This is a genomic window from Anaerococcus prevotii DSM 20548, from assembly GCF_000024105.1.
Classification (GTDB): domain Bacteria; phylum Bacillota; class Clostridia; order Tissierellales; family Peptoniphilaceae; genus Anaerococcus; species Anaerococcus prevotii.
Window position 1 is genome coordinate 1,509,252 of the sequence record NC_013171.1, and the last position, 25,944, is coordinate 1,535,195.

Consider the following 25,944-nt stretch of genomic DNA (forward strand, 5'->3'; position numbering starts at 1 on the left):
TTTTGTATAATTCTGATCTAGCGTAGCTAGAAAGAATTTTCCCTATTTATTTAGATAAAGATACAATATATTCTTTAGTATATCTTACAAATAACCTTACCGGGCAGCATGTATAATCAGAGTGAGCGTTAAGAAAATTTATCTGTTTGAGCGAAGCGAGTTATAAATTTTTAGCGAATGATGATTAGGAATCCCCAGCTGCTAAATAAACTAAAACGAAGAAGTTCTACCTACTAAAAAAAGATTGGCGTTAGCCAATCATCTGGTTTCGCACTCCGCTAAGGAGCAGAGGGGGTGAATGAAAAGAGGGTTCAGGGAGAAAGGTAGAGGGGGCCTCTGCCGCCCCCTTAGCTGTCTCCCTGAAGTTCGAAGGGTTCAACCCTGCTCGAATGTATATTCCAATACTCAGATATCTTAATACTAAATATTCTTAGTACCAGATATTTGAAATAAAATATCTTCTATAATATCTTTTTAAGATACTGCCCAGTATAGGACTTTTTGTTTTTTGCTATCTCTTCTGGAGTACCGCTCGCTACTAGAGTACCTCCCCCGTCTCCTCCTTCTGGACCTAGGTCTATTAGGTTGTCGGAGACTTTTATTACGTCTAGGTTGTGCTCAATTACAACTACTGTATTATCCTGATCTACTAGTCTGTTTAGAACTTCTATTAGCTTGTGGACGTCTGCCATGTGAAGGCCTGTTGTTGGTTCGTCTAGGATGTAGAGGGTTTTTCCTGTGGAGACTTTAGCAAGTTCTGTTGCTAGTTTCACCCTTTGAGCCTCTCCTCCAGATAGCTCTGTGGATGGTTGGCCTATTTTAATATAGCCTAGGCCTACATCGTAGAGAGTTTGGAGCTTTCTTACTATGCTAGGATGGTTTTGGAAAAATTCTATTCCTTCTTCTACAGTCATATCTAGGACGTCTGATATATCTTTGCCCTTGTATTTAACTTCAAGGGTTTCCCTGTTGTATCTTTTGCCGTGGCAGACTTCGCATGGAACGTATACATCTGGCAAGAACATCATATCCACCTTGATTGTTCCATCTCCCTTGCAGGCCTCGCACCTTCCTCCCTTAACGTTAAAGGAAAATCTCCCCTTATCATAGCCTTTCATCTTGGCCTCATTGGTCATGGCGAAGACATCCCTTATGGCATCGAAGACCTTGGTGTAGGTAGCTGGGTTTGACCTTGGAGTTCTTCCAATTGGGGATTGGTCTATGGCTATTACCTTATCAATCTTATCAAGACCTAGGATTTCCTTGTGCTTACCAGCTCTTATCTTGGTCTTGTTAATCTTCTTTGTAGCTTGCTTATAGAGAATTTCATTTACTAGGGAAGACTTCCCTGATCCTGATACTCCAGTTACAGTTGTAAGGACTCCTAGGGGGATTTTGACGTCAATGTTTTTGAGGTTGTTTACCGCAGCCCCCTTTATTTCTATATATTCATCGCTTGTTCTTCTTTCCTTAGGAACTGGGATTTTTTTCCTTCCAGCTAGATAGTCTCCTGTGATTGACTTTTTGGAATTCATTATATCACGAAGACTTCCCTTGGCGACAATCTCTCCACCGTGAACTCCTGCCTTTGGTCCAATATCAACTATATAGTCAGCTTCCTTCATAGTATCTTCGTCGTGTTCTACTATGATTAGGGTGTTTCCAATATCTGTGAGATTTCTTAGGGCTGCTATGAGCTTATCGTTATCTCTCTGGTGAAGTCCTATGGAAGGCTCATCAAGGACATAGCAAACTCCTACAAGACCAGATCCTATTTGAGTAGCTAGTCTGATTCTCTGGCTTTCTCCACCGGATAAGGTCGCTGCCGCCCTATTTAAGGTCAAATAGGTAAGTCCCACGTCATTTAGGAAGGAGAGCCTCGCCTTAATTTCCTTTACTATAAGGTCTGCAATCTTCGCCTTCATTGGAGAAAGTTCGAGTTTAGCGAAAAAGTCTACGGACTTTTCTACGGAAAGTCTTGTAAGCTCTGAAATATTTACTCCTCCGACCTTGATAGCGAGGACTTCTGGCTTAAGTCTATCTCCATGGCAGGTGTCACATTCTTCTTCCGACATATATTCTCTAAACTTTTTCTTTTGAGCATCAGATCCTGTCCTTTGATAGCGGTCGTAGATATTTTTGATTGCTCCTTCAAAGGGTCCGGTGTATCTTTTCCTACCAGAAAAATGACTATCGAAGACAAAACTTAGGTCGTAATTTGTACCATGGAGTATATCTTCGATCATTTTCTTAGGAGCCTTTTTTATTGGATCATCATGGGAGAACTTGTAATGATCTGCTATAGCTCTTATCATCTCATAATAATAGCTCTCCTTGGTGGAAGTTGCATAAGGGTCAATAGCCCCCTCGTTTATAGATAGGTCGTAGTCTGGTATAACAAGGTCCCTGTCGACTTGAAGGTGAAAACCAAGTCCATTACAGTCGGGACACATCCCTATTGGGGCGTTGAAGGAGAACATATTTGGTGTAATCTCTGGGAGGGATACGTGGCCTTCTGGACAGGCGAGCTTAGAAGATAGGAGTATCTCATCTTCTCCTATCACATCTATGATAACTAGGCCATCTGCAAGTCCTAGGGCTGTCTCTATGGAATCTGTAAGTCTCGCATCGATTCCATCCTTGATCACAATCCTATCTACAACGACAGAAATATCGTGCTTTTTGGTCTTGGATAGGTCGATATCTTCTGCCAAGTCGTACTTTTCTCCATCGATTACGACCCTTACATATCCATCCTTCTGGATATTTTCTAGGGCTCTTTTGTGAGCCCCCTTTTTTCCTCTGATTACTGGGGCAAGAATTTGGATTCTCGTTCTTTCAGGAAGTTCCTTTACCCTATCGACCATCTGGTCTATACTTTGGGCTTCTATCGGTCTACCACAGACTGGACAATAGGCATCTCCTACTCTTGCGTAAAGGAGCCTATAATAATCGTAGATTTCTGTAACCGTTGCTACTGTAGATCTTGGGTTCCTGTTAGTTGTCTTCTGGTCGATTGATATGGATGGGGAAAGTCCCTCAATGGAGTCCACATCCGGCTTATCTACATTGCCCAAAAACTGCCTAGCATAGGAAGATAAGCTTTCGACATAACGCCTTTGTCCTTCCGCATAGATGGTATCAAAGGCAAGAGTAGACTTGCCAGAGCCTGAAAGGCCTGTAAATACAATCATCTTATCTCTTGGAAGATTGATATCTACGTTTTTGAGATTGTTGGTTCTTGCTCCTTTTATCTTAATTTCTGTCAATTAATCACTCCTGTAAAATTATCTTTCATAGACTTAATCTGATCACGGAGGGCTGCGGCACGCTCGAAGTCAAGCTCCTCTGCTGCCTTATACATCTCAGCCTCCAGATTAATTAGTATTGTTTCTATATCGTCTTTGCTGAATTCTTCAATCTCCTCTTCTTCCTTCTTCTTGGTGATTTGGATGATTTCAGCTATATTTTTCTTGATTGTAGTTGGCACTATGCCGTGCTTTTCATTAAATTCTTCTTGTATGGTCCTACGGCGTTCTGTCTCATCAATCGCCCTTCTCATAGATCCAGTTATGGTATCGGCATACATGATTACCCTACCCTCGGAGTTTCTCGCTGCCCTTCCGATAGTCTGGATAAGGGAAGTTTCAGAGCGGAGGAAGCCTTCCTTGTCAGCATCGAGGATTGTTATAAGTGAAACTTCTGGTATATCGAGTCCCTCACGGAGGAGGTTGATTCCTACAAGAACATCAAACTCTCCTAGACGGAGCTCTCTAATAATCTCACTTCTCTCTATAGTTTTAATATCTGAGTGAAGGTATCTTACCTTGATTCCATTTTCCGTAAGGAAGGTCGTAAGGTCTTCTGCCATCTTCTTGGTAAGAGTAGTAACGAGTACCCTTTCCTTCTTGGCAATGGTCGCATGGACTTCTTCTATGAGGTCGTCTATCTGATTTGCTGTTGGCCTTACCTCTATCAATGGATCTAAAAGCCCAGTTGGTCTTATGATTTGATCGACCATCTTGCCATGGGTTTTCTCCTTCTCATAAGGGCCTGGAGTTGCTGAAACATAAACTGCCTGGTTGATTAGTTTCTCGAACTCGTCGAACTTAAGCGGCCTGTTATCTAGGGCAGAAGGAAGCCTAAAGCCGTAGTCAACCAAGTTTTGCTTACGGGACCTATCTCCCTCATACATTCCTCCAACCTGGGGAATAGAAACGTGGGACTCGTCCACCATTAGGACGAAGTCTTCTGGAAAATAGTCGATTAGGGTATAAGGCCTAGACCCTGCTGGTCTCTGGCTTAAGTGTCTAGAGTAATTCTCAATTCCAGAACAGAAACCAATCTCCCTGAGCATCTCTATATCGTATTTGGTCCTTTGCTCGAGCCTTTGGGCTTCAAGGAGCTTATTTTCCGAATTAAGCTCGGCCAATCTTTCCTCAAGTTCTTCTTCTATAGTAATGATGGCCTTTTCTGTCTTCTCACTTGATGTCGCATAGTGGCTGGCAGGATAAATATAAGCGTGGCTAATCCTTGCAGTAACCTTACCTGTCAATGAATCAAACTCCGAAATCTCGTCGATTTCATCTCCGAAAAACTCAAATCTAATAGCCTTTTGGTCAAAACCTGCTGGGAAAACATCTAAGATATCTCCCCTACGTCTGAAAGTCCCTCGGCTAAACTCCACATCATTTCTCACATATTGGACATCAATTAGCTTTCTCATAACATCTTCCGGGCTAATCTCCTGACCTGGACGGAGGGATACTACAAGCTTTTGATACTCGATAGGATCTCCCAAGCCGTAAATACAAGAAACACTAGCCACAATTATAACATCACGCCTCTCAAAAAGAGCCATGGTCGCAGAGTGCCTCATCTTGTCTATCTCGTCATTAATAGAAGAGTCCTTGGCAATATATGTATCTGTAGCAGCCACATAGGCTTCTGGTTGGTAATAATCATAGTAGGAAACGAAATACTCGACAGCATTGTCCGGGAAAAATTCCTTAAACTCCGTAAAAAGCTGGTAGGCCAAAGTCTTGTTGTGGGCAAGAACTAGGGTAGGTCTTTGGACATTTTGGATAATATTAGCCATGGTAAAGGTCTTACCAGAACCTGTTACACCACGGAGAATCTGATGATGGTCTCCCGCCTCGATTCCCTTTGATAATTTATCTATAGCATAAGGCTGATCGCCTCTAGGTTTATAATCCGATTTTAAATTAAACTTCATAAATCTTCCTTTATATATAACAAAAATTAATAAAATGGTAGAGTGCCGGACAGTCGGGCTTCGATTTTTGTAAAAAATCGAATAAGTGGGACTTATTTGAAAAATAAGTTCCAAGAACTCGAAGAGTTCAAAAGAGAGATTGTAAGTAGCCTTGAGACTTCTACACTTCCCCCTTATCTCTAATGGTTCTGGCCACAGCGAACAGAGTGAGCTGATGGCAGACCTTAATCGAGGCTTGGCGAGGTGAAGGTCTTTAGACCTAAGCCCGCAAGCTACCGTCGAGCGCAGTCGAGAGATCTCAGAGACTTCTCCACAAGGTCGAAGTAAGGGTAATGGTGTATCTAAGCACAACCCTTATCCCGAGGCTTCTCCACTTTCATCCCCCTTATCCCTAATGGATTTGGCCACAATGAACGAAGTGAATTGATGGCAGAGTGCCGGACAGTCGGGCTTCGATTTTTGTAAAAAATCGAATAAGTGGGACTTATTTGAAAAATAAGTTCCAAGAACTCGAAGGGTTCAAAAGAGAGCTAGTAAATATCCATGAGACTTCTCCACTTCCCCTTATCTCGAGCGTAGTCGAGAGATCTCAGAGGCTTCTCCACTTCGGTCGAAGCAAGGGTGTGGTTTCGGCTTTATCGTAAGGCGAAGTAAGGGCCAGATGGTTTCGGCTTTAGCCTTAGTAGAAATTAGTGTAATCCCATATCTCACATTTGCTCTAACAATATAGCTCCATAGAGTATTATTAGTATAATTTCTATATCTCTCCCCATTTATATTAATTTAATTCTTTCTTAAATATCTTAAAAATAATTCTATTCTCGTTATATAAATATACTAAATTTCTCCTAAAATTCAATCCCTATAGAAAGAGTCGGATTTTATAAAAATTCTATTGACATCGCTATCATATATGTTATAATATTCATATGAACATATACTCATATGAAAGGAGCCACATGAATGATTCGTTAAAAAATATTGATGATACTACCCTAATTGATTTGGCAGATCTCTTCAAGGTCTTTGCCGACTCGACTAGGATGAGGATAATGTATAGGTTACTTGCTGGAAGGATGAACGTCGGTGACATAGCCCAGGCTCTCGATATGAGCCAATCCGCTATCTCCCACCAGCTCAAATACCTTAAAGAAGTTAATTTAGTTAAAAGCAAGAGGGATGGCAAGTCTATGCTTTACTATCTCTCAGATGACCACGTTAAGACAATTATACAAACAGGATTAGAACATATAGAGGAGTAATTATGAAAAAGAAATTTAAAATTCAAGGACTACAATGTGCAAACTGCGGCAACAAGATCGAAGGAGAAATCAAAAAGCTAGATGGAGTAATAGATGCTAATGTATCCTTCCTTACAGAAAAGGCCAAAATCGAACTAGAAGATGACGCCAATGTGGACGAGATTTTAGAAAAGGCAAACGAGATTGCTGGAAGAATCGAGCCAGGTTGCCAATTTATAGCTAAATAGTCATGTTTAAGAATATTACAAAAGAACACAGAGACAGATTAAACGAGCTCATAATCCTTGCTCTTTTGGGAGCCTTCCTACAGCTTATGAGTATGTTTTTCTACCTGGGCTCTTTCAGAAAATGGGCCTTCCTGATTCTTTACATCCTATCAGCCAAGGAAGTACTCCTTAAGGCCTTTAAGGGGATAAGACGAGGATCTGCCCTGGATGAGAACTTCCTCATGGCCCTTGCTACAATCACAGCCTTTATCATAGGCGAATACGTAGAGGCAGTAGCTGTTATGCTTTTCTATTCCTTCGGAGAACTATTCGAAGACATTGCCACCCAAAGATCAAGAGATAATATCAAAGACCTCCTAGACCTTGTTCCAGATGTGGCAAATAGGATAAATGAAGATGGCAGCACGGAAGAAGTCGACCTAGATGATATAGAAGTAGGAGATATAATCCTCGTCCGTGATGGAGAAAAAATCGGAGTAGACGGCAAGGTCATTGAAGGGACGGCAAGTCTTGATACATCTTCTGTTACAGGAGAGTCCATGCCAGTTTCTGTAGATATAGGAGATGAAGTAATTTCCTCATCCCTTGTTACAGATGGGATAATCAAAATCGAAGCTACGACAGAATTCGACGACTCTGTTGCAGCACGAATCATGGAACTAATCGAAGATTCCGCAGCAAGTAAGTCTGACAGCGAGAAGTTTATCTCTCGATTTGCAAGAATCTACACACCAATAGTCGTAGCCCTTGCCCTAGCTCTTGCCATCATACCACCCGTATTTATGGGAGGAGCATGGTCTGATTACCTCCTTCGTGCGGCGACCTTCCTAGTCCTTTCCTGCCCATGTGCCCTAGTTTTATCCGTTCCCCTATCCTTTATGTCAGGGCTGGGGCTTGCGAGCAAAAACGGAATCCTAATTAAGGGTAGCCAATATTTTGAAATCCTCGATAAGGCAGAAGTCCTTCTTACAGACAAGACTGGAACCCTAACTACAGGAGATTTCAAGATCAAGGATATAAAGATCGAAGAAGGCTTTGACCGTGAAGAAATCTTAAACTATCTCTTCAATATAGAAAACATGACCACCCATCCTATTGGAAGGGCTATAAGTAAAGAGCTTGATAGAGAAGAGAAAGACCTCTTTGAAGAGATCAAAAACGAGAAGGGCCTTGGTGTAAAGGCAAAAAGCAAAGATGGAAAAATTATCAAAGTTGGCTCTCCAAAATACCTCAAGATAGATGACAAAAAAGAAAGAGCCATTTATCTGTCAGTAGACGAGAAGCTTGCAGCAAGTGTCTATATAGAAGATGACATCAAGGAAAAATCCCAAGAAACAATTGCGAAACTTAAGGATAAATTTAAAGAAATAGCCATAGTATCAGGTGATAATCTCGCTGCAGTCAAGGATACAGCGGATAAGCTTAAGCTTGACAGTTACTACGCCCAAGTCATGCCTGATGAGAAGCTTAAAATAATGAAGACCTACCAGGAAAAGGGAGAAAAGACAGTCTTCGTAGGCGACGGTATAAATGATGCCCCAGTTCTCAAAAACGCCGATGTGGGAATATCTATGGGAGAAACTGCATCTGACCTTGCTATCGAATCCTCCGACATCCTCATAACCAACGGAGAGTTTTCACAAATAGGAAAGCTAGTCAATATTGCAGGACTTACCAACACAACAGTAAAACAAAATGTAACATTTATAATGCTTGTGAAAATCGCAATCCTAATCCTAGGCCTATTCGGCCACGCCAACATGTGGATGGCAATTTTCGGCGACGTAGGAGTTTCAATCATATCCATCCTTTGGGCAATGAGAATATTAAAAAAGAAAATATAAAACCGACGTATTTCCGACGCAAAATTTGCGTCGGTTTTTTGTTTGTTTACGTCGGTTTTAAATCTCTAATTAAATTATTATAGGAAACAAGAAAAACTAAAGCCTTCAATAGTATTTTCTCAAAAATCATATAAGAGAGGGCCCTAAGGCTCATCATTTTATTATTTTCTTTTCCTAGTCTAATCTCTAATTTTCTCCAAAACAAAAACCCCAAGCCTAAGCCTGAGGTCTCTGTGCTTATAATATTTTCTCAAATATTATCTATCATCGTCTTTTCTTTTTTTGCTTACGAACAATCCACCTACTGCTGTAGCTAGTGTTGCCATTACTCCTGTTAATGACTCTACTCCTGTCTTAACATTTGTATTAGCAGCCTTGCCTGTCTTGTTTGTTGTTTGAACAGTTTTATCTGCTACAAGTCCCTTAGCTTTTTCGTAGATTAATTCGCTTGCTGGGATGAAGTTTCTTGATCCATCTGGATATACTAATGTTGCCTTTCCTTGTGCATCAACGATTACTTCTTTTGCATTTGGATTAGCTTTCTTCACATTATCAGCTATTTCTCTTCTTTCAGCATCTGTTAAGTTACCCTTATCGGCTACTCCAAGCTTTTTGCTTGGTGCAACTGCTAAGTTACCTTCAGCATCTGTTTTATCTTTTATAGATTTTTCTTTTTCGCTTACTGTCTTGTCAGAAGAGATATAATTCTTTGATCCATCTGGGTAAATTAGAGTTGCATTACCCTTGTTATCAACGTCAACGTCTTTAGCCTTAGGGTTTGCCTTCTTAACTTCTTCCTTAACCTTACCCTTTTCCTCTTCAGTTAAGTTGTCTTTATCTTCTACTTCTGTTTTTCCTGGAAGATTTGGACTAATATTATCAGAAACGTCACTAGCTTTACCATTTAGTGCTTTTTCCGCTTCTTCTAGCGCTTTCTTAGCTTTGTTAACATCGTCTTGACTTGCATTTGGATCTTGTAGTACTTTTTCGGCATCTGCTAATGCTTTGTTGTATGCATCCTTTTTGTCTTGGTCTGCATTTGTATACTTATCTGATGCTTTTGTTGTGTCTTTTTTAGCTGCTTCAGCTTCTAGTGCTTTTTTATCTACTGATGTTGATTCACCATTTAGTGCTTTTTCTGCATCTTCTAGCGCTTTCTTAGCTTTATTGACATCGTCTTGACTTGCATTTGGATCTTGTAGTACTTTTTCGGCATCTGCTAATGCTTTGTTGTATGCATCCTTTTTGTCTTGGTCTGCATTTGTGTACTTATCTGATGCTTTTGTTGTGTCTTTTTTAGCTGCTTCAGCTTCTAGTGCTTTTTTATCTACTGATGTTGATTCACCGTTTAGTGCTTTTTCTGCATCTTCTAGTGCTTGCTTAGCTTTGTTGACATCGTCTTGACTTGCATTTGGATCTTTTAGTACTTTTTCGGCATCTGCTAGTGCTTTGTTGTATGCATCCTTTTTGTCTTGGTCTGCATTCTTGTACTTGTCTGTATCCTTAGTAGTATTTTCTTTGTCTACTTCTTTTTGAAGTGCTGATTTATCTACTTCTGGAGTTTTTTCTCCATTTAATGCTTCTTCTGCTGCTGTTAAAGCGTCTTTAGCTTTGTTGACATCTTCTTGGCTTGCATTTGGATTTTCAAGGACTTTCTTAGCATCTTCTAGTGCTTTGTCGTATGCATCCTTTTTATTTTGGTCTGCATTTTTGTACTTGTCTGTATCCTTAGTAGTATTTTCTTTGGCTACTTCTTTTTGAAGTGCTGATTTATCTACTTCTGGAGTTTTTTTGCCGTTTAAAGCTTCTTCTGCTGATGTTAAAGCGTCTTTAGCTTTGTTGACATCTTCTTGGCTTGCATTTGGATCTTCAAGTACTTTCTTAGCATCTTCTAGTGCTTTGTCGTATGCATCCTTTTTATCTTGGTCTGCATTCTTATACTTGTCTGATGCTTTTGTATCATCTTTTTTATCTACTTCATTTTGAAGTGGTCTCTTATCAACATCTGTTTTTGCTTTTTCAGTTACTGTCTTGTCTGCTGGAATTTCATTTGTTGTTCCGTCTTCGTAAGTTAATGTTGCATTACCCTTATCATCAACTGTTACGTCTTTAGCTTCTGGGTTTGCTTTCTTAACTTCTTCAACTACTTTAGCTTTTTCGTCTTCAGTTAACTTATCTTTGTTTGCAACTTCTGTCTTAGTTGGATCAACTGCTGGGTTCTTTTCAGCATCTGTTTTTGCTTTTTCAGTTACTGTCTTTTCTCCAGGAATTTCATTTGTTGTTCCGTCTTCGTAAGTTAATGTTGCATTACCCTTATCATCAACTGTTACGTCTTTAGCTTCTGGGTTTGCTTTCTTAACTTCTTCAACTACTTTAGCTTTTTCGTCTTCAGTTAACTTATCTTTGTTTGCAACTTCTGTCTTAGTTGGATCAACTGCTGGGTTCTTTTCAGCATCTGTTTTTGCTTTTTCAGTTACTGTCTTTTCTCCAGGAATTTCATTTGTTGTTCCATCTTCGTAAGTTAATGTTGCATTACCCTTATCATCAACTGTTACGTCTTTAGCTTCTGGGTTTGCTTTCTTAACTTCTTCAACTACTTTAGCTTTTTCGTCTTCAGTTAACTTATCTTTGTTTGCAACTTCTGTCTTAGTTGGATCAACTGCTGGGTTCTTTTCAGCATCTGTTTTTGCTTTTTCAGTTACTGTCTTTTCTCCAGGAATTTCATTTGTTGTTCCATCTTCGTAAGTTAATGTTGCATTACCCTTATCATCAACTGTTACGTCTTTAGCTTCTGGGTTTGCTTTCTTAACTTCTTCAACTACTTTAGCTTTTTCGTCTTCAGTTAACTTATCTTTGTTTGCAACTTCTGTCTTAGTTGGATCAACTGCTGGATTCTTTTGTGCATCTGTTTGAGTCTTAGCGTCTTTCCAAACAGCATAAACAGTTTGTCCTTCTGTTACTTTATCTAAGATTCCTGCTTCAGCTTCTATTGCATCAGGTTTGCTTGCCCAACCTACGAATTCTTTTCCTTCTTGAGTTGGTGTTGGTGCTTGAACTCCGTCAGTTATATCATCTGTCTTTGTAGTTGAATTATCGTCAAACTTACCGCCATTAGCATCAAATGTTACTAATTTTTCATCTGAGTAAATTGCATATACAACTTGGTGAGTAGTTATTGGAGTTTCTGATGTGAATTTTTTATCTGCTGATAATTTATTGAAGGCATCTGATTTAACAGTTGTTGCTCCTAGTTCAGCTTTACCTGCTTCAGTTACCCAACCTAGGAATGTCTTGCCTTCTGCTGTTGGATTTTCAGCAAATTTATCTCCTGTACCTTCTGCTACATTTGCACCTGTAAATCCGTTTGCTGTATATCCTGCATCCTCAAGATATTTCACGTTATCTGGAGCAATTCTTACTGATCTTGTGCTAGCATCAGCAAACTTTCCATCTGTTGTATCGAATAATACTCTTGTTCTTACTCTTGATTCAACTAACTCAGTTGGTAGGGAAGATCCGTCTGATGCATTGAAATAGAGCTTCATATCTTTTTTAAGAACTAGCTTGTTATTTCCTTCTGCATCAACATCTCTAGCTGATGTTCCAGCTTTTGAAATTTCTCCTAGTTTATTAAGATCGATATCATATCTATAAACCCTATATTCTTTTTCTCCATTAGCTCCTTTTAATGTAAGCTTAGAACTATTGTCTGTTGTGACATTTCCATCTTTATCATATTCATTAGCTAGGGCTTGAGTTTTACCTAAAAGTGCTATATCATCTAAAAGCTCTGTACGCATTCTGATTAATCCGCCGTCATATTTTGTATAACCTTGAATCTTATCAGTAGTTTTCATAAATTCAGTGTTATCAGATGGTAAAGCCTTAGGGTCTTTGTAGAAATCATCAGTTCCTTCTGCATAGTCATTTGTAAAGATAACTTGGTATGGTTTATATAATGATTTTCTCATTGAAACTTCTGATAATGTGTCTGTAGAATCAACCCAAGCTATATTAGTATATCTCTCTGGGCTTTTTTCTAGCTCCTTATAAATAATATAAGATTCCAGACTATCTACTTTTTTTCCACTAGCATCATAATGTTCTACAAGTATTTTTGTACCAGGCTCTAACTTTGATTTAGTTATCCAAGCTTTTCCTAAGCCTTCTAAGATATTATCAGGATCATTTGGCTTTTCCCAACCTACTAGCTTCTTTTTGTATACAATTTCACTTTGTTCTGTTTCACCTTTAAGAGTGTACTTTAATTTGATATCTCCATTGGCAGAATTATTAAGTTTAACCTTAATATTTCCTGAATTTGATTCTACTTTGAGTTCGGTTCCACCATCTGCATTATGTTGATTTACAAAACTTACTGGTGAAGTATGATCAGGAGTGTCAGGTAAGAGAACTCTAATTCCTTCACCCTTCTTTATTGTGGCACCTTCTCTTAATGTGAATTCATAGGTTCCAGGGCTAGTTTCATCGACTGAATCAACCCCTTGTTTCCAGAAAGAAACTGTACTGTTATAATAACCCTGCTTATTTCTTAGTATTGCCTGATTTTTATCCCCAACTTGAATTATAACTTGACCGCCTTCAGGAACGTTTGTTGTGTTGATAGTATACTTTTCCCCTTTAGGTACAACAAAATCCTCGTCAAATGTTTTTTCAAAAATTGTCCATCCCTTTGTGTTTGGTTCTACCCAACCAGCAGCCATTGAAAAGTCTGTTTTTCTTTTGCCTGGTGTAAACTCTTCGTTCAACTTTGTCTTATCAATTAAATAATCTATAGATGAAAAATATATACCAGATTGATTGATATACTGGTCAAGAGTAGGAACGCCAACAGCCTTTATTTCATTATTTTTGAATGCATTTACGGAATCATTTCTGGCAATAACTACATATGCTAGACCATCTTTTATTGTAATATCAGCTTTTTTAATTCCTATTTTCTTTACCCAGGATCCTTGTTTTCTATCGTTAGTAAGGACATTTGTATAGGCTACATTACCATTAGTATCTTCTTTTAAATAATCAACTAGTTTTGCATCAAATACTTGTGCAAATCCAATCGGCTTACCGTCTACATCTTTAATGTTTTCACCAATAGATCCACCTCTTTTTCCTAGATATTCTGTTCTTAAAATACCTATTTGAGTAGAGTCATCATATTCTTTTGGATTTGCTATAAATTCTGACATGTAAGACCTTTGGATGGCAATCCTTTCGCCTTTTTCTTGCTTTGGTCCTTCTAACACTGTTGAACTAATGTTATCTGATAAGTCCACAGAAGTTACCTTTGTATAGGATGAGTAGTCAACAGAAGTTCCCTTAGGTGCATAGGTATAAATTTCTGTTCCTTCTGCAACATTTGGTCTTGCTTTGTTTACTAACCTTAACTGTACTATATAATTTTCCTTTGGAATCTCATTAATAGATTTGCCATCCTTTAGAACAATATTCATAGGGAAATTGACTCTTTTGCCTGCCCTAGGTCCACTATATAATTTGGTAATATCTAGACGCTTTTCACCATTAACATCATAGAATTTTTCTGTTGTTTTTCCATCTTCACCAACAACATAAGATTTTTCAAAATCAATTTTATCTGTCAAATCACCAAAGTTAACTACAATTCTATGCCAGACTCCGGAACCAACTCCATTTAATTCATTATATATAAATCTTAAATTTGTGTTACCTTCTGCATCAGCAAAAGTTCCATCATAATTAATATCATATATACTTACTGGGTCACTAGCTGAAACTCTTCTAAACCTTTGGCCTTCAGCTAATTTCCAATAACCTTTGTCTTTTAGTTCTTGATCCCAATTTTCTTTTGCTTTTGCTTCTGTAAACTCTTTTTCATCAGGATTAGATTCTTTTAAGGCTTGTGGTTCTGTCTTTTCACTTATTTGAATACCAGCATTTAATAACGGAGCAAAATCAATATCTTTATATTTATCTGCTGCTTCTTCAAGAATAGCATCTATTTCTTCTTGATTTGTAGATTTTTCTATCCTTGTTAGGTAGTTAGCTAGGTCTTGTTTTCTTTGTTCTTCTGTTGGAACTTCTTTTTTGTCGGCTCCGTCATTGCTTTTTTCAAGTTTTTCCTCAGCCTTTACATCAACTGTGATTTTAAGATCTTTTTCAGATCCATCAGCAAATGTAATTGTAGCTTCAACAGTCTTTTCTCCTGCTTCTTTGGTGTCTGCTGGAGCTTTTACTGTAAGTTTAGCGTCTTCTGGTAGGTTTTTGATTGCTTTTTTGTAGTCAATTGAGCTATCTCCTACCTTTGCAGTAAGCTTTTCAAGCTCTGCATTGAAATTATCAGCTTCTGTTATAACTTCTTCATCTGGTTCCGGGGTAGCTACTGGAACTTCAACCTTAGCTTCTCCTTCATCAGGAGTTTCTACTTCTTCTATATCTCCTCTTTCTACTACTTCAGTTTTTGCATTTGCGTTTCCTTCAGTAGCTTCAACAGATGTTGGAGAAACTAGTAAAGCGTAACCTAGCATGCATGAAACTAAGCCTATAGAAAGCTTTCTGGTTGCATACTTTGGTTTTCTGATAGATCCTTTGAGTTTCTTGTACTCAATAATCTTCACTAATTTGTCATTAGTATCCATATTTTAATCCTTTCTTAAGTACATTTTGGCCCTTCCTTCTGTCTTGTATCTTGTTAAAGTACAGGCCCGAAATAACATAATTTGACTCCCCTTTCAGAAAATCAATTGTATAATATTAGAAATAATTTGCAAGCGAAACTAGGCTATTTTTACCCGAAAAATTAAAAAACCAATATATATATAAATTCCCAATATATTACAAATTACCCCTCCGAATTTGCGGGGTTTAATCTTGAATAGGTAACTTTGATTATAATTATTTATTATTTTACTTGACTTATCTTTCTGATATTTTTTACCGTATAGTTAATATTTGTTAATATTATCTTTTACAAGAGGACTTAAGATTCTTATTTATCAAGATAGGATTTTGAATTTATTTTTATTAATAGAATTTTCTCTTCTATATACTATATAGTAAGAAGCTTAGAATTACCTTTGATAAAAAGCTCGTAGTGAGTATAATACTAATTAATTATTAAAAATTTTGTTTAATTATAAGGAGAAACTTTTGAATAAGAGAAAAAAAGATATTTTAGTCAGCGGACTTGCGCTTTTTGCTATATTTTTCGGGGCAGGAAATTTGATATTTCCTCCATATCTGGGCGTAAGTGCTGGCAGCGGTTGGTTTAGGACTATGTTAGGTTTCCTTCTTGCCGACCCTGTTATACCAATTTTAACTGTATTTATAACTGCCTTTGCAGGCGGGAGAGCTGTCGATATTGGAAAGCGTGTTGGTTCTGGATTTTCCAAGGTCCTAACCCTTGCTGCAATAATCTGTATAGGACCTGCCTTTGCGATTCCTAGGACAGCTGCAACTACATATGAGGTGGGCTTTGCCCCATTTTTCCCTAACCTTCCGATTTGGGCCCTTACTTTTGTATTTTTCGCTATTACCCTCTTGCTCTCTTTTAAGGAGAGTAATGTGGTAAATATTATCGGCAAATATATTACACCTGCCTTGCTTTTCTTCCTTTTGGTTTTGATAGTAAAGGCTATAGTAAGTCCTATTGGTACTCCTATAGAAAATACTAAGGATGGTGGATTTTTCGTAAATGGTTTCTACGAAGGTTATCAGACTCTGGACGCTTTTGCATCTCCCCTATTTACCGGTATTGTGGTGACAGATATCCTTAGGAAAGGCTATGGACAAGGCTCTAGGAAAGATAGAAGGTCCTTTATCATCTGGGTGGGACTAGTAGCTTCCATATTTCTAGCTATAGTTTACGGTGGTCTAACCTACCTTGGAGCTAGTGCGAGCAAGGTCTTTAGTGCAGATGATTCTCGTGTAGATATTTTAGTAAATCTTGTCTATATGCTTTTAGGTAATTTCGGCAAGTTTGCCCTAAGCATAGCGGTAACTCTAGCCTGTCTTACTACAGCGATTGGTCTTACTTCATCAGCTGGAAACTTCATCGAAGAGCTTAGTGGAGGTAAGATTAAGTATAGTGTGACAGTAGTTGTTGTCACTGTGATTAGTTATTTGCTTTCAAGCCTAGGCGTAGATGCTATAATAAATCTAGCTGTACCAGTCCTAACTGTGGGTTATCCTATAATAATTGCCCTAGTCTTCTATATGATTTTCGAAAAGAAGATTCCTTACAATATGGCCTATATATTGATGGTAGTCGGGGTATTAATTACAGCCCTTATAGAAACTTTCGGAAAGAAATTCGGATTAATTTCCCTACTTGATACGATAAAATCACTTCCTCTAGCACAGTTCGGCTTCACTTGGTTTATCCCATCTCTAGTATGCTTTGTGATAGGCTATATCCTAGGCATGATGGGTCTTGGCAAAAGGCGAGAAGAGGATGTTAAGGAAAGTATGTTTTAGAAATAAAAATACGGGCTTTGGGGCCCGTTTTTTGGTGGTTATTTATTGGATTTATTTTTTATCGTTAGTAATATTTATTATTAATTAATATACTAGTTTAAACTGCTACGGATATTTTTGATATATCAACTAATATATATTGATTTTTTAAAAATCAGCAGTATGATAGGATTAACCATGATTTCTAGAATCAAAGCATGGTCCGACCAAACAAAAAGCGAGCCCCAAGCTCGCTTTTTGTTTTGCTAATCGTCATCCTTATTCAGCTTAAGCTTCGCTTAACCACTCCGTGTAGGGTCCTAAACTAGCCGGACGGGCTTGCTCTCTAGCAATATGCAGATTAAGTGACCAACTATCTCTGCTACGATTGTAGCTATGATTTCTAGAATCGTACGCACAGTCTCACCTCCCTTCATGCTATGAAGGTGGATAACGACGTTATTACTATACCTTATATTATATATTATTTACATAAACATAGTTAAAAACTTTGTCTAAAATACTCTTATCTCTCAAATTCCCTAATCTCCGCCAGAAATATATCCCCATATTGGAGGAGTTTTTTGTCTCCTACTCCCTTGATCATTAGCATTTCGTCTTCTGTTCTTGGTTTTTTCTGGGACATTTCTTTAAGACTTGCGTCGGAAAATATTATGAAGGGTGGGATATTTCTCATTCTTGCCATATCTAACCTCACTTCTTTCAGGTGTTTGAAGAGCTTTTCGTCATAGCTTAACTTATCATCGAAGCCGTCTTTCCTGACTCTTTCTTCTTCCTTTCTGATATTGACTAGGACTTTGACCTCTCCGAAAAGGACGTCCTTGGATTTTTCTGTAAGCTTAAGGATAGGGTAAGTTGTGCCTGAGACCTTGATATATCCATCTGCTGTGAGAGTTCCTATCAAGTCTTTGATGTAGGTCTTGGATTTATCTTTCATAATCCCATAGGTTGAGATCTTGTTTAGTTCTTTCTCCCTAGCGTTTTTATTCTTTGATCCCATCAGGCAATCGACTACAGTAGATGTTCCATATCTTTGGTCTAGGCGGTAGATGCAGGATAAGATTTTCTGGCTATCTACTGTTGCATCTTCCTTTTCTATCTCTGATAGGCAATTGGTGCAGGCTCCACACTCATCCGCCGCATCTTGGCCAAAATAATTGAGTATATATTGTCTTAGACAGGCTGTGGTATTTACATAATTGATTATAGTCTGGAGCTTTTCTAGCTGGATTCTCTTGTATACTCGGTTAGTTCCCATATTTATGAGGTGCTTGTTTATGATTATATCCTGACCTGAGTAAAGGAGGATACAAGTAGCCTCCTCTCCATCACGGCCTGCCCTTCCTGCTTCTTGGTAGTAGGATTCCATGTCCTTGGGCATATTGTAGTGGATGACATATCTTACGTTAGACTTATCAATCCCCATACCAAAGGCATTAGTCGCAACAATTATCTTATCCTCATCATAGATAAAGGCATCCTGGCTCTTTTTCCTCTCGCTTTCAGTCATTCCAGCATGATATTTCCCGCAAGCATAGCCCATGGACTTAAGCTTCTTGTGGATAGCGTCGACTTTCTTCCTAGTCGAGGCATAGATAATACCTGAGTCTTCTTCGTGGTTACTTAAGAAGTCCTTGAGGTAGTTTATTTTCTTCTTTGGTTTTTCTACTAGAAAGAGGAGATTCTTCCTATCAAATCCTGTAACTTTGACAAAAGGATCTTCCAATTCCAAGTTTTCTATTATATCATCCCTTACTTCCTTGGTTGCAGTGGCAGTAAAAGCTGTGATTTGAACCTTGTCGAAAGTCTCGTAAAGCTTGGGGATTAGCTTGTAGGAAGGCCTAAAGTCATGGCCCCATTGAGAAATACAGTGGGCTTCATCTACTGCTACAAATGAGACCTTAAAGTCTTTTAGAAAGTCTATGAAAAAGTCATTTTCGAGTCTTTCTGGTGATATGTAGACAAGCTTAACAGCACCTGACCTTATCTCAGATAGACTTTTCTTGTAATCTTCAAGGCTTAGGGAAGAATTGATAAGACTCGCGGCGATCCCATTTTCCCTAAGGGCATCCACCTGGTCTTTCATTAGAGAAATCAAGGGAGATATGACAAGGCTGATTCCATCCATCATAAGGGCAGGAAGCTGGTAGCAAATAGACTTACCCCCACCAGTAGGAAGGACGCCGAGCACATCCCTACCAGCGAGGATCTCCTTTATAATCTCCTCCTGGCCCTCCCTAAAAGAATCATAGCCAAAATATTTCTTCAAATTTCTAATCTCTTCTGTCATAATCTCCTCTGTTTCTTTTCTTTTGATACTTATTTGATAAATATAAATACGACAAGATAATGCCTAGTTAACGATGATTTTAAAATAGCTTTGTAATTTTATCTCAATTGACTATAGTTTTAAGTAATTTATTGAATTCCTACTTTGCCTTCTCATATCCTTTGTATTCGCATCCTGAATTTTCCTAAAGAGATCCCTCCACTCCGGTCGACGGTAGCTTGCGGGCTCAGGTCCAAAGACCTTCACCTTATTAACTCTGAACGATAGTCATCGTTCTTTTATCCTTTGTTATTTCTTAACAAAGGATACTGCACTGTTTTGCTTTGCAAAACAGTGGCCCATGACGAGAGCTCCCTCGATTTTGAACTCTTCGAGTTCTTGGAACTTGTTTTTCAAATAAGTCCCACTTATTCGATTTTTTACAAAAATCGAAGCCCGACCGTCCGGCACTCTGCCATCAGCTCACTCTATTCGCTGTGTCCAGAACCATTAGGGACTAGGGTGGGGAAGCTGAATCTTCTAATGAATTTAAGTAATATTTCTGTAAAAAAAATAATTAAGCCCTAAGCCTAATTATTTTCTTCTTCTGTATCAACGCCTTCGTCATCCGAGCTTTCTTCATCTTCGGAAGTTTCAGTATCTTCTGTATCAGAATCACTTGTTTCTTCTTTTTCTGATTCTTCTTCCGATTCTTCGCGAGTTTCTTTTTTATTTTCTTCTTCCTCTTCTGTAGAAGATTTGCTCTTGTTGGTGATGTATTCTTCCTTATCTACAGTCGCTCCCTCGCCTCTGTTAAAGATTATATCTCCTATTTTTGTTCTCATGGAGATCTTGTATTTGCCGTCGTTTTCGCTGGAGTAGCCGTCTTTGATATTTCTGTAGGAAATATTTCCTAGGATGAAGTTACCTACTGATAGCTTGGCGTTTACATTGTAGTTATCGATTGTCTTATCGGCTTCTACTATTATGTCCCCTGTTTGGGTGATGAAGTCTAGTCTATTTCCAAGTGTTGAGTCTACTATGTTGATATTTCCTGTAGTTGTTTCAAGCTTGGTATTATTAATCTCAGCCTTGTTTAGGTTGATTGAACCTGATCCGTTTGAGATTGCTCCTTGGAAGTAGGCATTATCTACACTTACATTTCCGCTATCCAGTCTTAGGTCGAAGTTTTTGACTTCAAGGTCTGTGATTTTGACATCACCTGCAGTAATTTTCCCCTTGATCTCATCTAGACCGCCTTCCATTGGTAGGAAGATTCTAACTATAGGAATTTTATCCTTCATGTAGAGTTCCTTGCCAACAACCTTATTCTTAAGCTTTAGCTCTCCTTCATTGAAGCTTACCTCCATATCGTAGGAGTTTTCCTCTCCCCTGTAGAGGACTGTATATTCGACATAAGGATTGGTGTTAGATCTTTGGATTCTCACATCACATGTACCTAGGTCAAAGTTTATGGTCTTAATCTTGTTTAAATCTACACGCATAATCCTAGATTGGTTGTAGGAATTGTCGTCGATTTCTGTAGTTGTAGCTAGCTTGTTTGAGATAGGGTTTCTCCTACTTGTGCCAAAATATATGGCAAGGGCAAGGATTATCACTAGTCCAACTATAGCTATTATTTTCTTTTTAGAAAATCCCAGAATATTTTTTATTTTATTGTCAGTTTTTTTCGTATTTTTTCTATTCTTTCCCATTATTAGCTCCGATAATGTTCTGTTTTATAATAAGTCCAGTTGTAAATATTAGGATAAGCCCCACGAAGTATACCTCATTTGCTCCCAAGAAGGGCTTAAGAAGTGCTAGAAATATATCATCGAGCTTATCTCCTCTTATATATTGTATCATAAAGGCCAGACTAATTACATTATAAATCGCAAGTAGTAAGTAGAATATGTGTTTGGACACAAATAAGCCTTCCTTATTTATGAAGATAGAATCCAGATATACAAAAAGGATTGTAACTATAAGATAGTATATTTCCATTCCTTCTCTTAGGTAATATCCGCATCCTATAAGGAAAGCGAAAAGACTTATGGCCTTTATTTCATTTAAAGTTTTTTCTTTCAAAATTCTACCCTCCGCAAGTATAGGCCCTGGGCTCCCAAGGCGGGATTTGCTCTTTTATTATTGTCCTTATCGAAAAACTTCCTGTAATCATCTAGGCTAAGCCTTCCTCGGCTAAGCTCTATAAGAGATCCTACCATGATCCTTACCTGGTTATGGAGGAAAGATTCCCCCTTAAAATAAATAGCAAGGTCATCTCCTTCTTCCTCGAAGTAGGCCTCGTCGATCTTCCTTACTGTATTTATCTTAAGCTTTTTATCCTCTCTCATAAATAGCCTAAAGTCATGCTCGCCCTCTAGGATCTTAAGACCCTGATCCAATCTTTTTAGGTCTAGGGGGTAGGATATTTCTTCCTTGTAGTTCCTAAAGACTGGATACATGAGCCTTCCCCTGTAGATCACATACTTATAAAGCTTGGACTTACAGGAAAATCTCGCATGAAAGTCTAGGCTAACTTCCTTCGAAGAAAGGGCCAATATATCATCTGGTAAGTGGGGCTGGATATGGAAGCTAAAGGCCTTGGGACTTATATTAGATGCTGTAAGGAAGTTTACGAAGTGGCTTCTGGCGTGAACTCCACTGTCGGTCCTCCCGCAGGATACAATCCTATTATCCTCTCCCGTAACCTTTCTTATAGCATTTCTTAACTCTTCTTCTACGCTTCTTTCGTCCTTTTGGTATTGAAAGCCTGCAAAGTTCGTCCCATCGTAGGCTGTTTCTAGAAGTACATTTCTAATCATAGGAAGTGAAGGACTATTACTATTGTGCAGAATATGGTAAAGAGGGAAATGACTAGCCAATCCACCCTTCCCATATTAATCTCGTTAAGCTTAGTCCTCTCATGTCCTATCCTATACATCCTCGCTTCCATGGCTGTGGCGAGATCGTCACTTCTTTTGAAGGAGTTAATAAATAGTGGGACTAGAAGAGGAATCATGCTCACGGCTCTATTGATAATATTTCCAGATTCGAAGTCCGCTCCTCTTGCCATTTGGGCCATCCTTATCTTTTGCGCCTCATCAAATAGGGTTGGGATAAATCGAAGGGATATGGAAATCATCATAGCAAGCTCCCCTGCTGGAAAACCAAATTTCTTGAGGGGTGAGAAGAGCTTTTCGAGTCCATAGGTTAGCTCCATCGGACTTGTGGTGTAGGTTAGAACAGAGGTCGATAGGATTATTAGGATAAGTCTTAGGACTGTAAAGGCTGTCCTGTGGATTCCTTCTGCTGTTACTGTGACAGGTCCAAGTTCAAAGACTGCCCTACCAGGTGTTGTAATTAGGTTAATAAGTCCTGTAATAATTATGATAAATATCACGGGCTTTAGGGACTTAAGGACGCTCTTTATTGGAATCTTCGCTACTGCTAGCATAGCGATTAATAAAATTACAAAGGGTATATAGCCATAAAAGTCATCTACAAAAAATATTGTTATTATATACAAAAATACTCCCACGATCTTTACTCTAGGATCTAGCCTGTGGATAAAGGTATCAAAAGGAAGGTATTGTCCTATGCTAATGTTTGCCATCTTTTCCTCCTAGAACTCTCTTAAGCTCAGAAATGGCATCGTCTACTGTGTAGATATCATCTCTTACTTGTGGATTTTTCTCCTTGTAGGCCCTCATAAACTTTGTAATCTGTGGCACGTCAAGACCAATACTATTAAGCTCAGCCTGGGTGAAGGTATCGTAGGTTGACTTATCTGAGTAGACTTCTCCCTTATTCATCACGATTACCCTATCTACATACTCTGCCACATCCTCCATGGAGTGACTTACAAGTACAATAGAAAGCTCTGGATCGGCCTCGTAGAGGGAGATGATCTCTTCAAATATCTCATCACGGCCGACTGGGTCAAGGCCTGCTGTAAGTTCGTCTAGGACAAGGACCTTGGGATTCATAGAAAGAATTCCCGCAACAGCTACCCTTCTTTGTTGACCTCCAGAAAGCTCGAAGGGAGACTTATCCTTATAGGTCTCATAGTCTAGGCCAACTTTTGCCATAGCAGCCCTTACACGCCCGTCTATTTCTTCTTCACTTAGGCCCATGTTCTTGGGACCAAAGGCAATATCCTTGGCTATGGTCTCTTCGAAGAGTTGGTTTTCCGGATATTGGAAGACTAAACCTACCTTAAATCTCGCATCTTTTCTTTTTTTCTTATCTTTTGAGTTGATTCCATCTATAAGGCAATCGCCATTAGTAGGAATGAGTAGGCCGTTTAGGAGTTGGACTAGGGTAGACTTACCAGAGCCCGTTTGGCCAATAAGGCCTACAATTTCGTGAGAGTTGATCTCTAGATTGATATCCTTAAGGGCGTAGACTTCTGAAGGAAGGCCTGCATTGTAGATGTAATCAACATTTTTTAGTTCAATTTTCATATAAGTTCTAAAAACTCCTCGATATTTAGGGGAAGCTCATCCATTTCGATTCCTGAATTTCTAAGGGCGAAGGCAACTTCCGTAACTTGGGGAACAGCAAGGCCCAGCTTTTTCATCTGACCTACCTTGGAGAAGACTTCTCTGGCAGTCCCTTCAAGGGCCTTCTTGCCGCTATCTAGGACTACGATCTTATCTGCAAGGACTGCTTCTTCCATATAGTGGGTGATGTAGATTATGGTCTTGCCATAGTTTTTGTTAAGGTCCTTTACAAGATTTATAACATCCTTCCTTCCCTTGGGATCTAGCATGGCTGTTGGCTCATCAAAGATTATATAATCTGATAACATGGCTATAACTCCTGCTATAGATACTCTTTGCTTTTGCCCTCCAGAAAGATTGGAAGGATTTCTCCTCTTATAGTCAGTCATGCCCACAAGGTCAATTGCCGAATCAACCCTCTCCCTAAGTTCTGGATTAGGAACAGCTAGATTTTCTGGACCGAAGGCAACTTCTTCTTCTACAGTGGTGGCGACCATTTGATTGTCAGGATTTTGGAAGACCATGGAGCATTTCTCCCTGATATCCCAAATCCTATCTTCGTCCTTACTATTTAAATCATCCACCCAAATATCTCCTGAGCTAGGAAATATCTGAGCATTTAAGAGCTTGCCTAGGGTAGACTTACCTGACCCATTGTGGCCGAGGATAGCTACGAAGTCTCCCTTTTCAATTTCTATAGACACATTATCGAGTGCCTTCTTCTCTTCTTCGTCTTCTCCTGTCGGATAGACATAGGTTAAATTCTCTATCTTTATCATTTTTCTTCCTAGTAAGCCATAGCTGGTGAGTTGTTGGTGCTTGACTCATATACTATGACTGGTGTGTGGATTTCTGCGTTTTCATATATTACTTGGGCTACATAAGGTGGGAGGTTTAAACAACCGTGACTTCCGTTTGAGAAGTATATTCCTCCACCAAAGGCTCCTCCCCTCCATGGGGCATCGTGGAAGCCTTCGCCGTCCCAGCCTATTGGCATCCAATAATCAACTGGTGTCTTGTAGGACTCTCCTGTAAAGTCAACTCCTTCTAGCTTGGCATTAGTAGATTTGGATAGGATTGATCCTACTCCGACATTAGTCTCCCAACCAGGAGAAACTAGGCCTGTGACAAGTGGGCTTTCTATTACAAGCTCGCCATTTTTGTAAAACCAGAGATATTGGCGGGAGATGTCTACTTCTATATAGGTATTTCCTATATCAGTACCATTAGCTGTTCTCTCGTAGCCGTATCTTTCATAAACTGGCTCAACTTCTCCACTTTTTCTCTCATTGAAAAGCTTAAGGACTTCATCAGCAGTTGCTGTTTGGTCAAGTACATAACCGTAAACACCAGGATTTACTGTAATCTCTCCAACTCCTGTCGCATTAAACTTTCTTTCAGTTCCGTAAGTGTCAGTCTTATCAGCAACATCTTTCATAAAGGCAAGAAGCTTATCATAATCAAGCTCGAAGACCTTGCCCTTTTGGACTAGCATTTCTACAAGCTTATCTCCCTTAAGGCCTATATCGAAACCGTTGAAGTTAAACTTGATATTCATAGCTTCGATCTTTTTGGCATCTTCCTTAAGGTCATTAAGCTCCTTAGAATCTGAAAGGACTTCCGGATTCTTATAGTCTTCATCTGTAAGTTCAATATCCTCATGGTCAGAATTAATTGCCTTAACTATTTGATCTTTAACCTTGGCATATTCGAGTTTGTTACCCATTACTGCATCTTTTACGTCAAATGATCCATCATGAAATACAAGACTTGCATCTTCTGGTTCTGTCACATTGGTAAAGAGTGGAGATTCCTTTAAGAGCTCATCAAGCTTTCCCTCATCATATTTTATATTATAATCAAATTTAAGATCATCCTTCTTGCCATTTACAAGATAGATTGGCCAAGCAAAGGGATTTTGGTCGATAGATGCGTTTTGTGGAATCTTCGCATCGTAGCCTATATCCTTAGAATTTAGGACAAAATTTCTATCATCTCTTCCCTTAACTTCTAGCTTAAAATCATCTCCGACAGCTTCTAGGGCGGACTCCCTTGAAGCAAATGAAACATCATTTCCATTTATATAAGTATTTGGTAGGGTTATAAAAGAAAATATAACAGTCACT

The 25,944-nt window shown here is 38.9% G+C and carries 15 protein-coding genes; 4 read left to right on the forward strand and 11 right to left on the reverse strand.

Annotated features, from left to right (window positions below; all coding sequences use genetic code 11):
- Positions 1–461 precede the first annotated feature (461 nt).
- Complete coding sequence (gene uvrA, locus APRE_RS07225) at positions 462–3,269, reverse strand: excinuclease ABC subunit UvrA (RefSeq protein WP_015778327.1); 2,808 nt, start codon at positions 3,267–3,269, stop codon at positions 462–464.
- Complete coding sequence (gene uvrB / locus APRE_RS07230) at positions 3,266–5,236, reverse strand: excinuclease ABC subunit UvrB (RefSeq protein WP_015778328.1); 1,971 nt, start codon at positions 5,234–5,236, stop codon at positions 3,266–3,268. Before uvrB ends, uvrA begins: the two co-directional genes overlap by 4 nt.
- A 959-nt stretch (positions 5,237–6,195) precedes the next feature.
- Here uvrB and APRE_RS07235 point away from each other — a divergent pair.
- Genes APRE_RS07235 through APRE_RS07245 form a run of 3 tightly spaced genes read left to right on the forward strand, consistent with a single transcriptional unit; the run spans position 6,196 to position 8,569 of the window.
- Positions 6,196–6,498, forward strand: coding sequence for an ArsR/SmtB family transcription factor (locus APRE_RS07235; protein WP_015778329.1), 303 nt, complete (start codon positions 6,196–6,198; stop codon positions 6,496–6,498).
- 2 nt (positions 6,499–6,500) lie between these two features.
- Positions 6,501–6,725: a cation transporter gene (locus APRE_RS07240; protein ID WP_015778330.1), complete on the forward strand. Its 225-nt coding sequence runs from the start codon at positions 6,501–6,503 to the stop codon at positions 6,723–6,725.
- A gap of 2 nt (positions 6,726–6,727) precedes the next feature.
- Positions 6,728–8,569 (forward strand): heavy metal translocating P-type ATPase, encoded by a 1,842-nt coding sequence (locus APRE_RS07245; RefSeq protein WP_015778331.1) that lies wholly within the window; start codon positions 6,728–6,730, stop codon positions 8,567–8,569.
- A gap of 257 nt (positions 8,570–8,826) precedes the next feature.
- Here the strand turns inward: APRE_RS07245 and APRE_RS07250 are convergent, their stop codons facing one another.
- Entirely contained in the window at positions 8,827–15,207 is a 6,381-nt protein-coding gene (locus tag APRE_RS07250; protein ID WP_015778332.1) for a MiiA motif-containing surface protein, read from the reverse strand.
- 511 nt (positions 15,208–15,718) lie between these two features.
- Between APRE_RS07250 and brnQ the strand changes: the two genes are divergently transcribed.
- A complete protein-coding gene (gene brnQ, locus APRE_RS07255) occupies positions 15,719–17,044 on the forward strand; it encodes a branched-chain amino acid transport system II carrier protein (RefSeq protein WP_015778333.1) in 1,326 nt (441 codons plus the stop codon).
- Between the two features lie 505 nt (positions 17,045–17,549).
- Here brnQ and recQ read toward each other — a convergent pair.
- The 8 genes from recQ to APRE_RS07295 all read right to left on the reverse strand — a co-directional run bounded on the left by recQ (position 17,550) and on the right by APRE_RS07295 (position 25,943).
- Positions 17,550–19,334 carry a DNA helicase RecQ gene (gene recQ, locus APRE_RS07260; protein WP_015778334.1) on the reverse strand — a complete coding sequence of 595 codons (1,785 nt, stop codon included), beginning with the start codon at positions 19,332–19,334 and terminating at the stop codon, positions 17,550–17,552.
- Positions 19,335–19,903: 569 nt separating this feature from the next.
- Positions 19,904–21,028 (reverse strand): DUF4097 family beta strand repeat-containing protein, encoded by a 1,125-nt coding sequence (locus tag APRE_RS07265; RefSeq protein ID WP_015778335.1) that lies wholly within the window; start codon positions 21,026–21,028, stop codon positions 19,904–19,906.
- Entirely contained in the window at positions 21,015–21,401 is a 387-nt protein-coding gene (locus APRE_RS07270) for a hypothetical protein (RefSeq protein ID WP_015778336.1), read from the reverse strand. Before APRE_RS07270 ends, APRE_RS07265 begins: the two co-directional genes overlap by 14 nt.
- Positions 21,398–22,138 (reverse strand): tRNA pseudouridine(38-40) synthase TruA, encoded by a 741-nt coding sequence (truA, locus tag APRE_RS07275; protein ID WP_015778337.1) that lies wholly within the window; start codon positions 22,136–22,138, stop codon positions 21,398–21,400. The genes APRE_RS07270 and truA overlap by 4 nt, the downstream gene beginning before the upstream one ends.
- Positions 22,135–22,929 carry an energy-coupling factor transporter transmembrane component T family protein gene (locus tag APRE_RS07280; protein WP_015778338.1) on the reverse strand — a complete coding sequence of 265 codons (795 nt, stop codon included), beginning with the start codon at positions 22,927–22,929 and terminating at the stop codon, positions 22,135–22,137. Before APRE_RS07280 ends, truA begins: the two co-directional genes overlap by 4 nt.
- On the reverse strand, positions 22,916–23,779 hold the full coding sequence (locus APRE_RS07285) for an energy-coupling factor transporter ATPase (RefSeq protein ID WP_015778339.1): 864 nt from the start codon (positions 23,777–23,779) through the stop codon (positions 22,916–22,918). Before APRE_RS07285 ends, APRE_RS07280 begins: the two co-directional genes overlap by 14 nt.
- The gene (locus APRE_RS07290) at positions 23,776–24,597 is read right to left on the reverse strand and encodes an energy-coupling factor transporter ATPase (RefSeq protein WP_015778340.1); all 822 of its coding nucleotides are present in this window, start codon (positions 24,595–24,597) and stop codon (positions 23,776–23,778) included. Before APRE_RS07290 ends, APRE_RS07285 begins: the two co-directional genes overlap by 4 nt.
- A gap of 8 nt (positions 24,598–24,605) precedes the next feature.
- On the reverse strand, positions 24,606–25,943 hold the full coding sequence (locus APRE_RS07295) for a L,D-transpeptidase family protein (RefSeq protein ID WP_245941955.1): 1,338 nt from the start codon (positions 25,941–25,943) through the stop codon (positions 24,606–24,608).
- Position 25,944: the final 1 nt, after the last annotated feature.

Coding starts and splice junctions, on each gene's coding strand:
- uvrB (WP_015778328.1), bottom strand. CDS start 5,236: ATGAAGTTTAATTTAAAATCGGATTATAAACCTAGAGGCGATCAGCCT.
- APRE_RS07235 (WP_015778329.1), top strand. CDS start 6,196: ATGAATGATTCGTTAAAAAATATTGATGATACTACCCTAATTGATTTG.
- APRE_RS07240 (WP_015778330.1), top strand. CDS start 6,501: ATGAAAAAGAAATTTAAAATTCAAGGACTACAATGTGCAAACTGCGGC.
- APRE_RS07245 (WP_015778331.1), top strand. CDS start 6,728: ATGTTTAAGAATATTACAAAAGAACACAGAGACAGATTAAACGAGCTC.
- APRE_RS07250 (WP_015778332.1), bottom strand. CDS start 15,207: ATGGATACTAATGACAAATTAGTGAAGATTATTGAGTACAAGAAACTC.
- recQ (WP_015778334.1), bottom strand. CDS start 19,334: ATGACAGAAGAGATTAGAAATTTGAAGAAATATTTTGGCTATGATTCT.
- APRE_RS07265 (WP_015778335.1), bottom strand. CDS start 21,028: ATGGGAAAGAATAGAAAAAATACGAAAAAAACTGACAATAAAATAAAA.
- truA (WP_015778337.1), bottom strand. CDS start 22,138: ATGATTAGAAATGTACTTCTAGAAACAGCCTACGATGGGACGAACTTT.
- APRE_RS07280 (WP_015778338.1), bottom strand. CDS start 22,929: ATGGCAAACATTAGCATAGGACAATACCTTCCTTTTGATACCTTTATC.
- APRE_RS07285 (WP_015778339.1), bottom strand. CDS start 23,779: ATGAAAATTGAACTAAAAAATGTTGATTACATCTACAATGCAGGCCTT.
- APRE_RS07290 (WP_015778340.1), bottom strand. CDS start 24,597: ATGATAAAGATAGAGAATTTAACCTATGTCTATCCGACAGGAGAAGAC.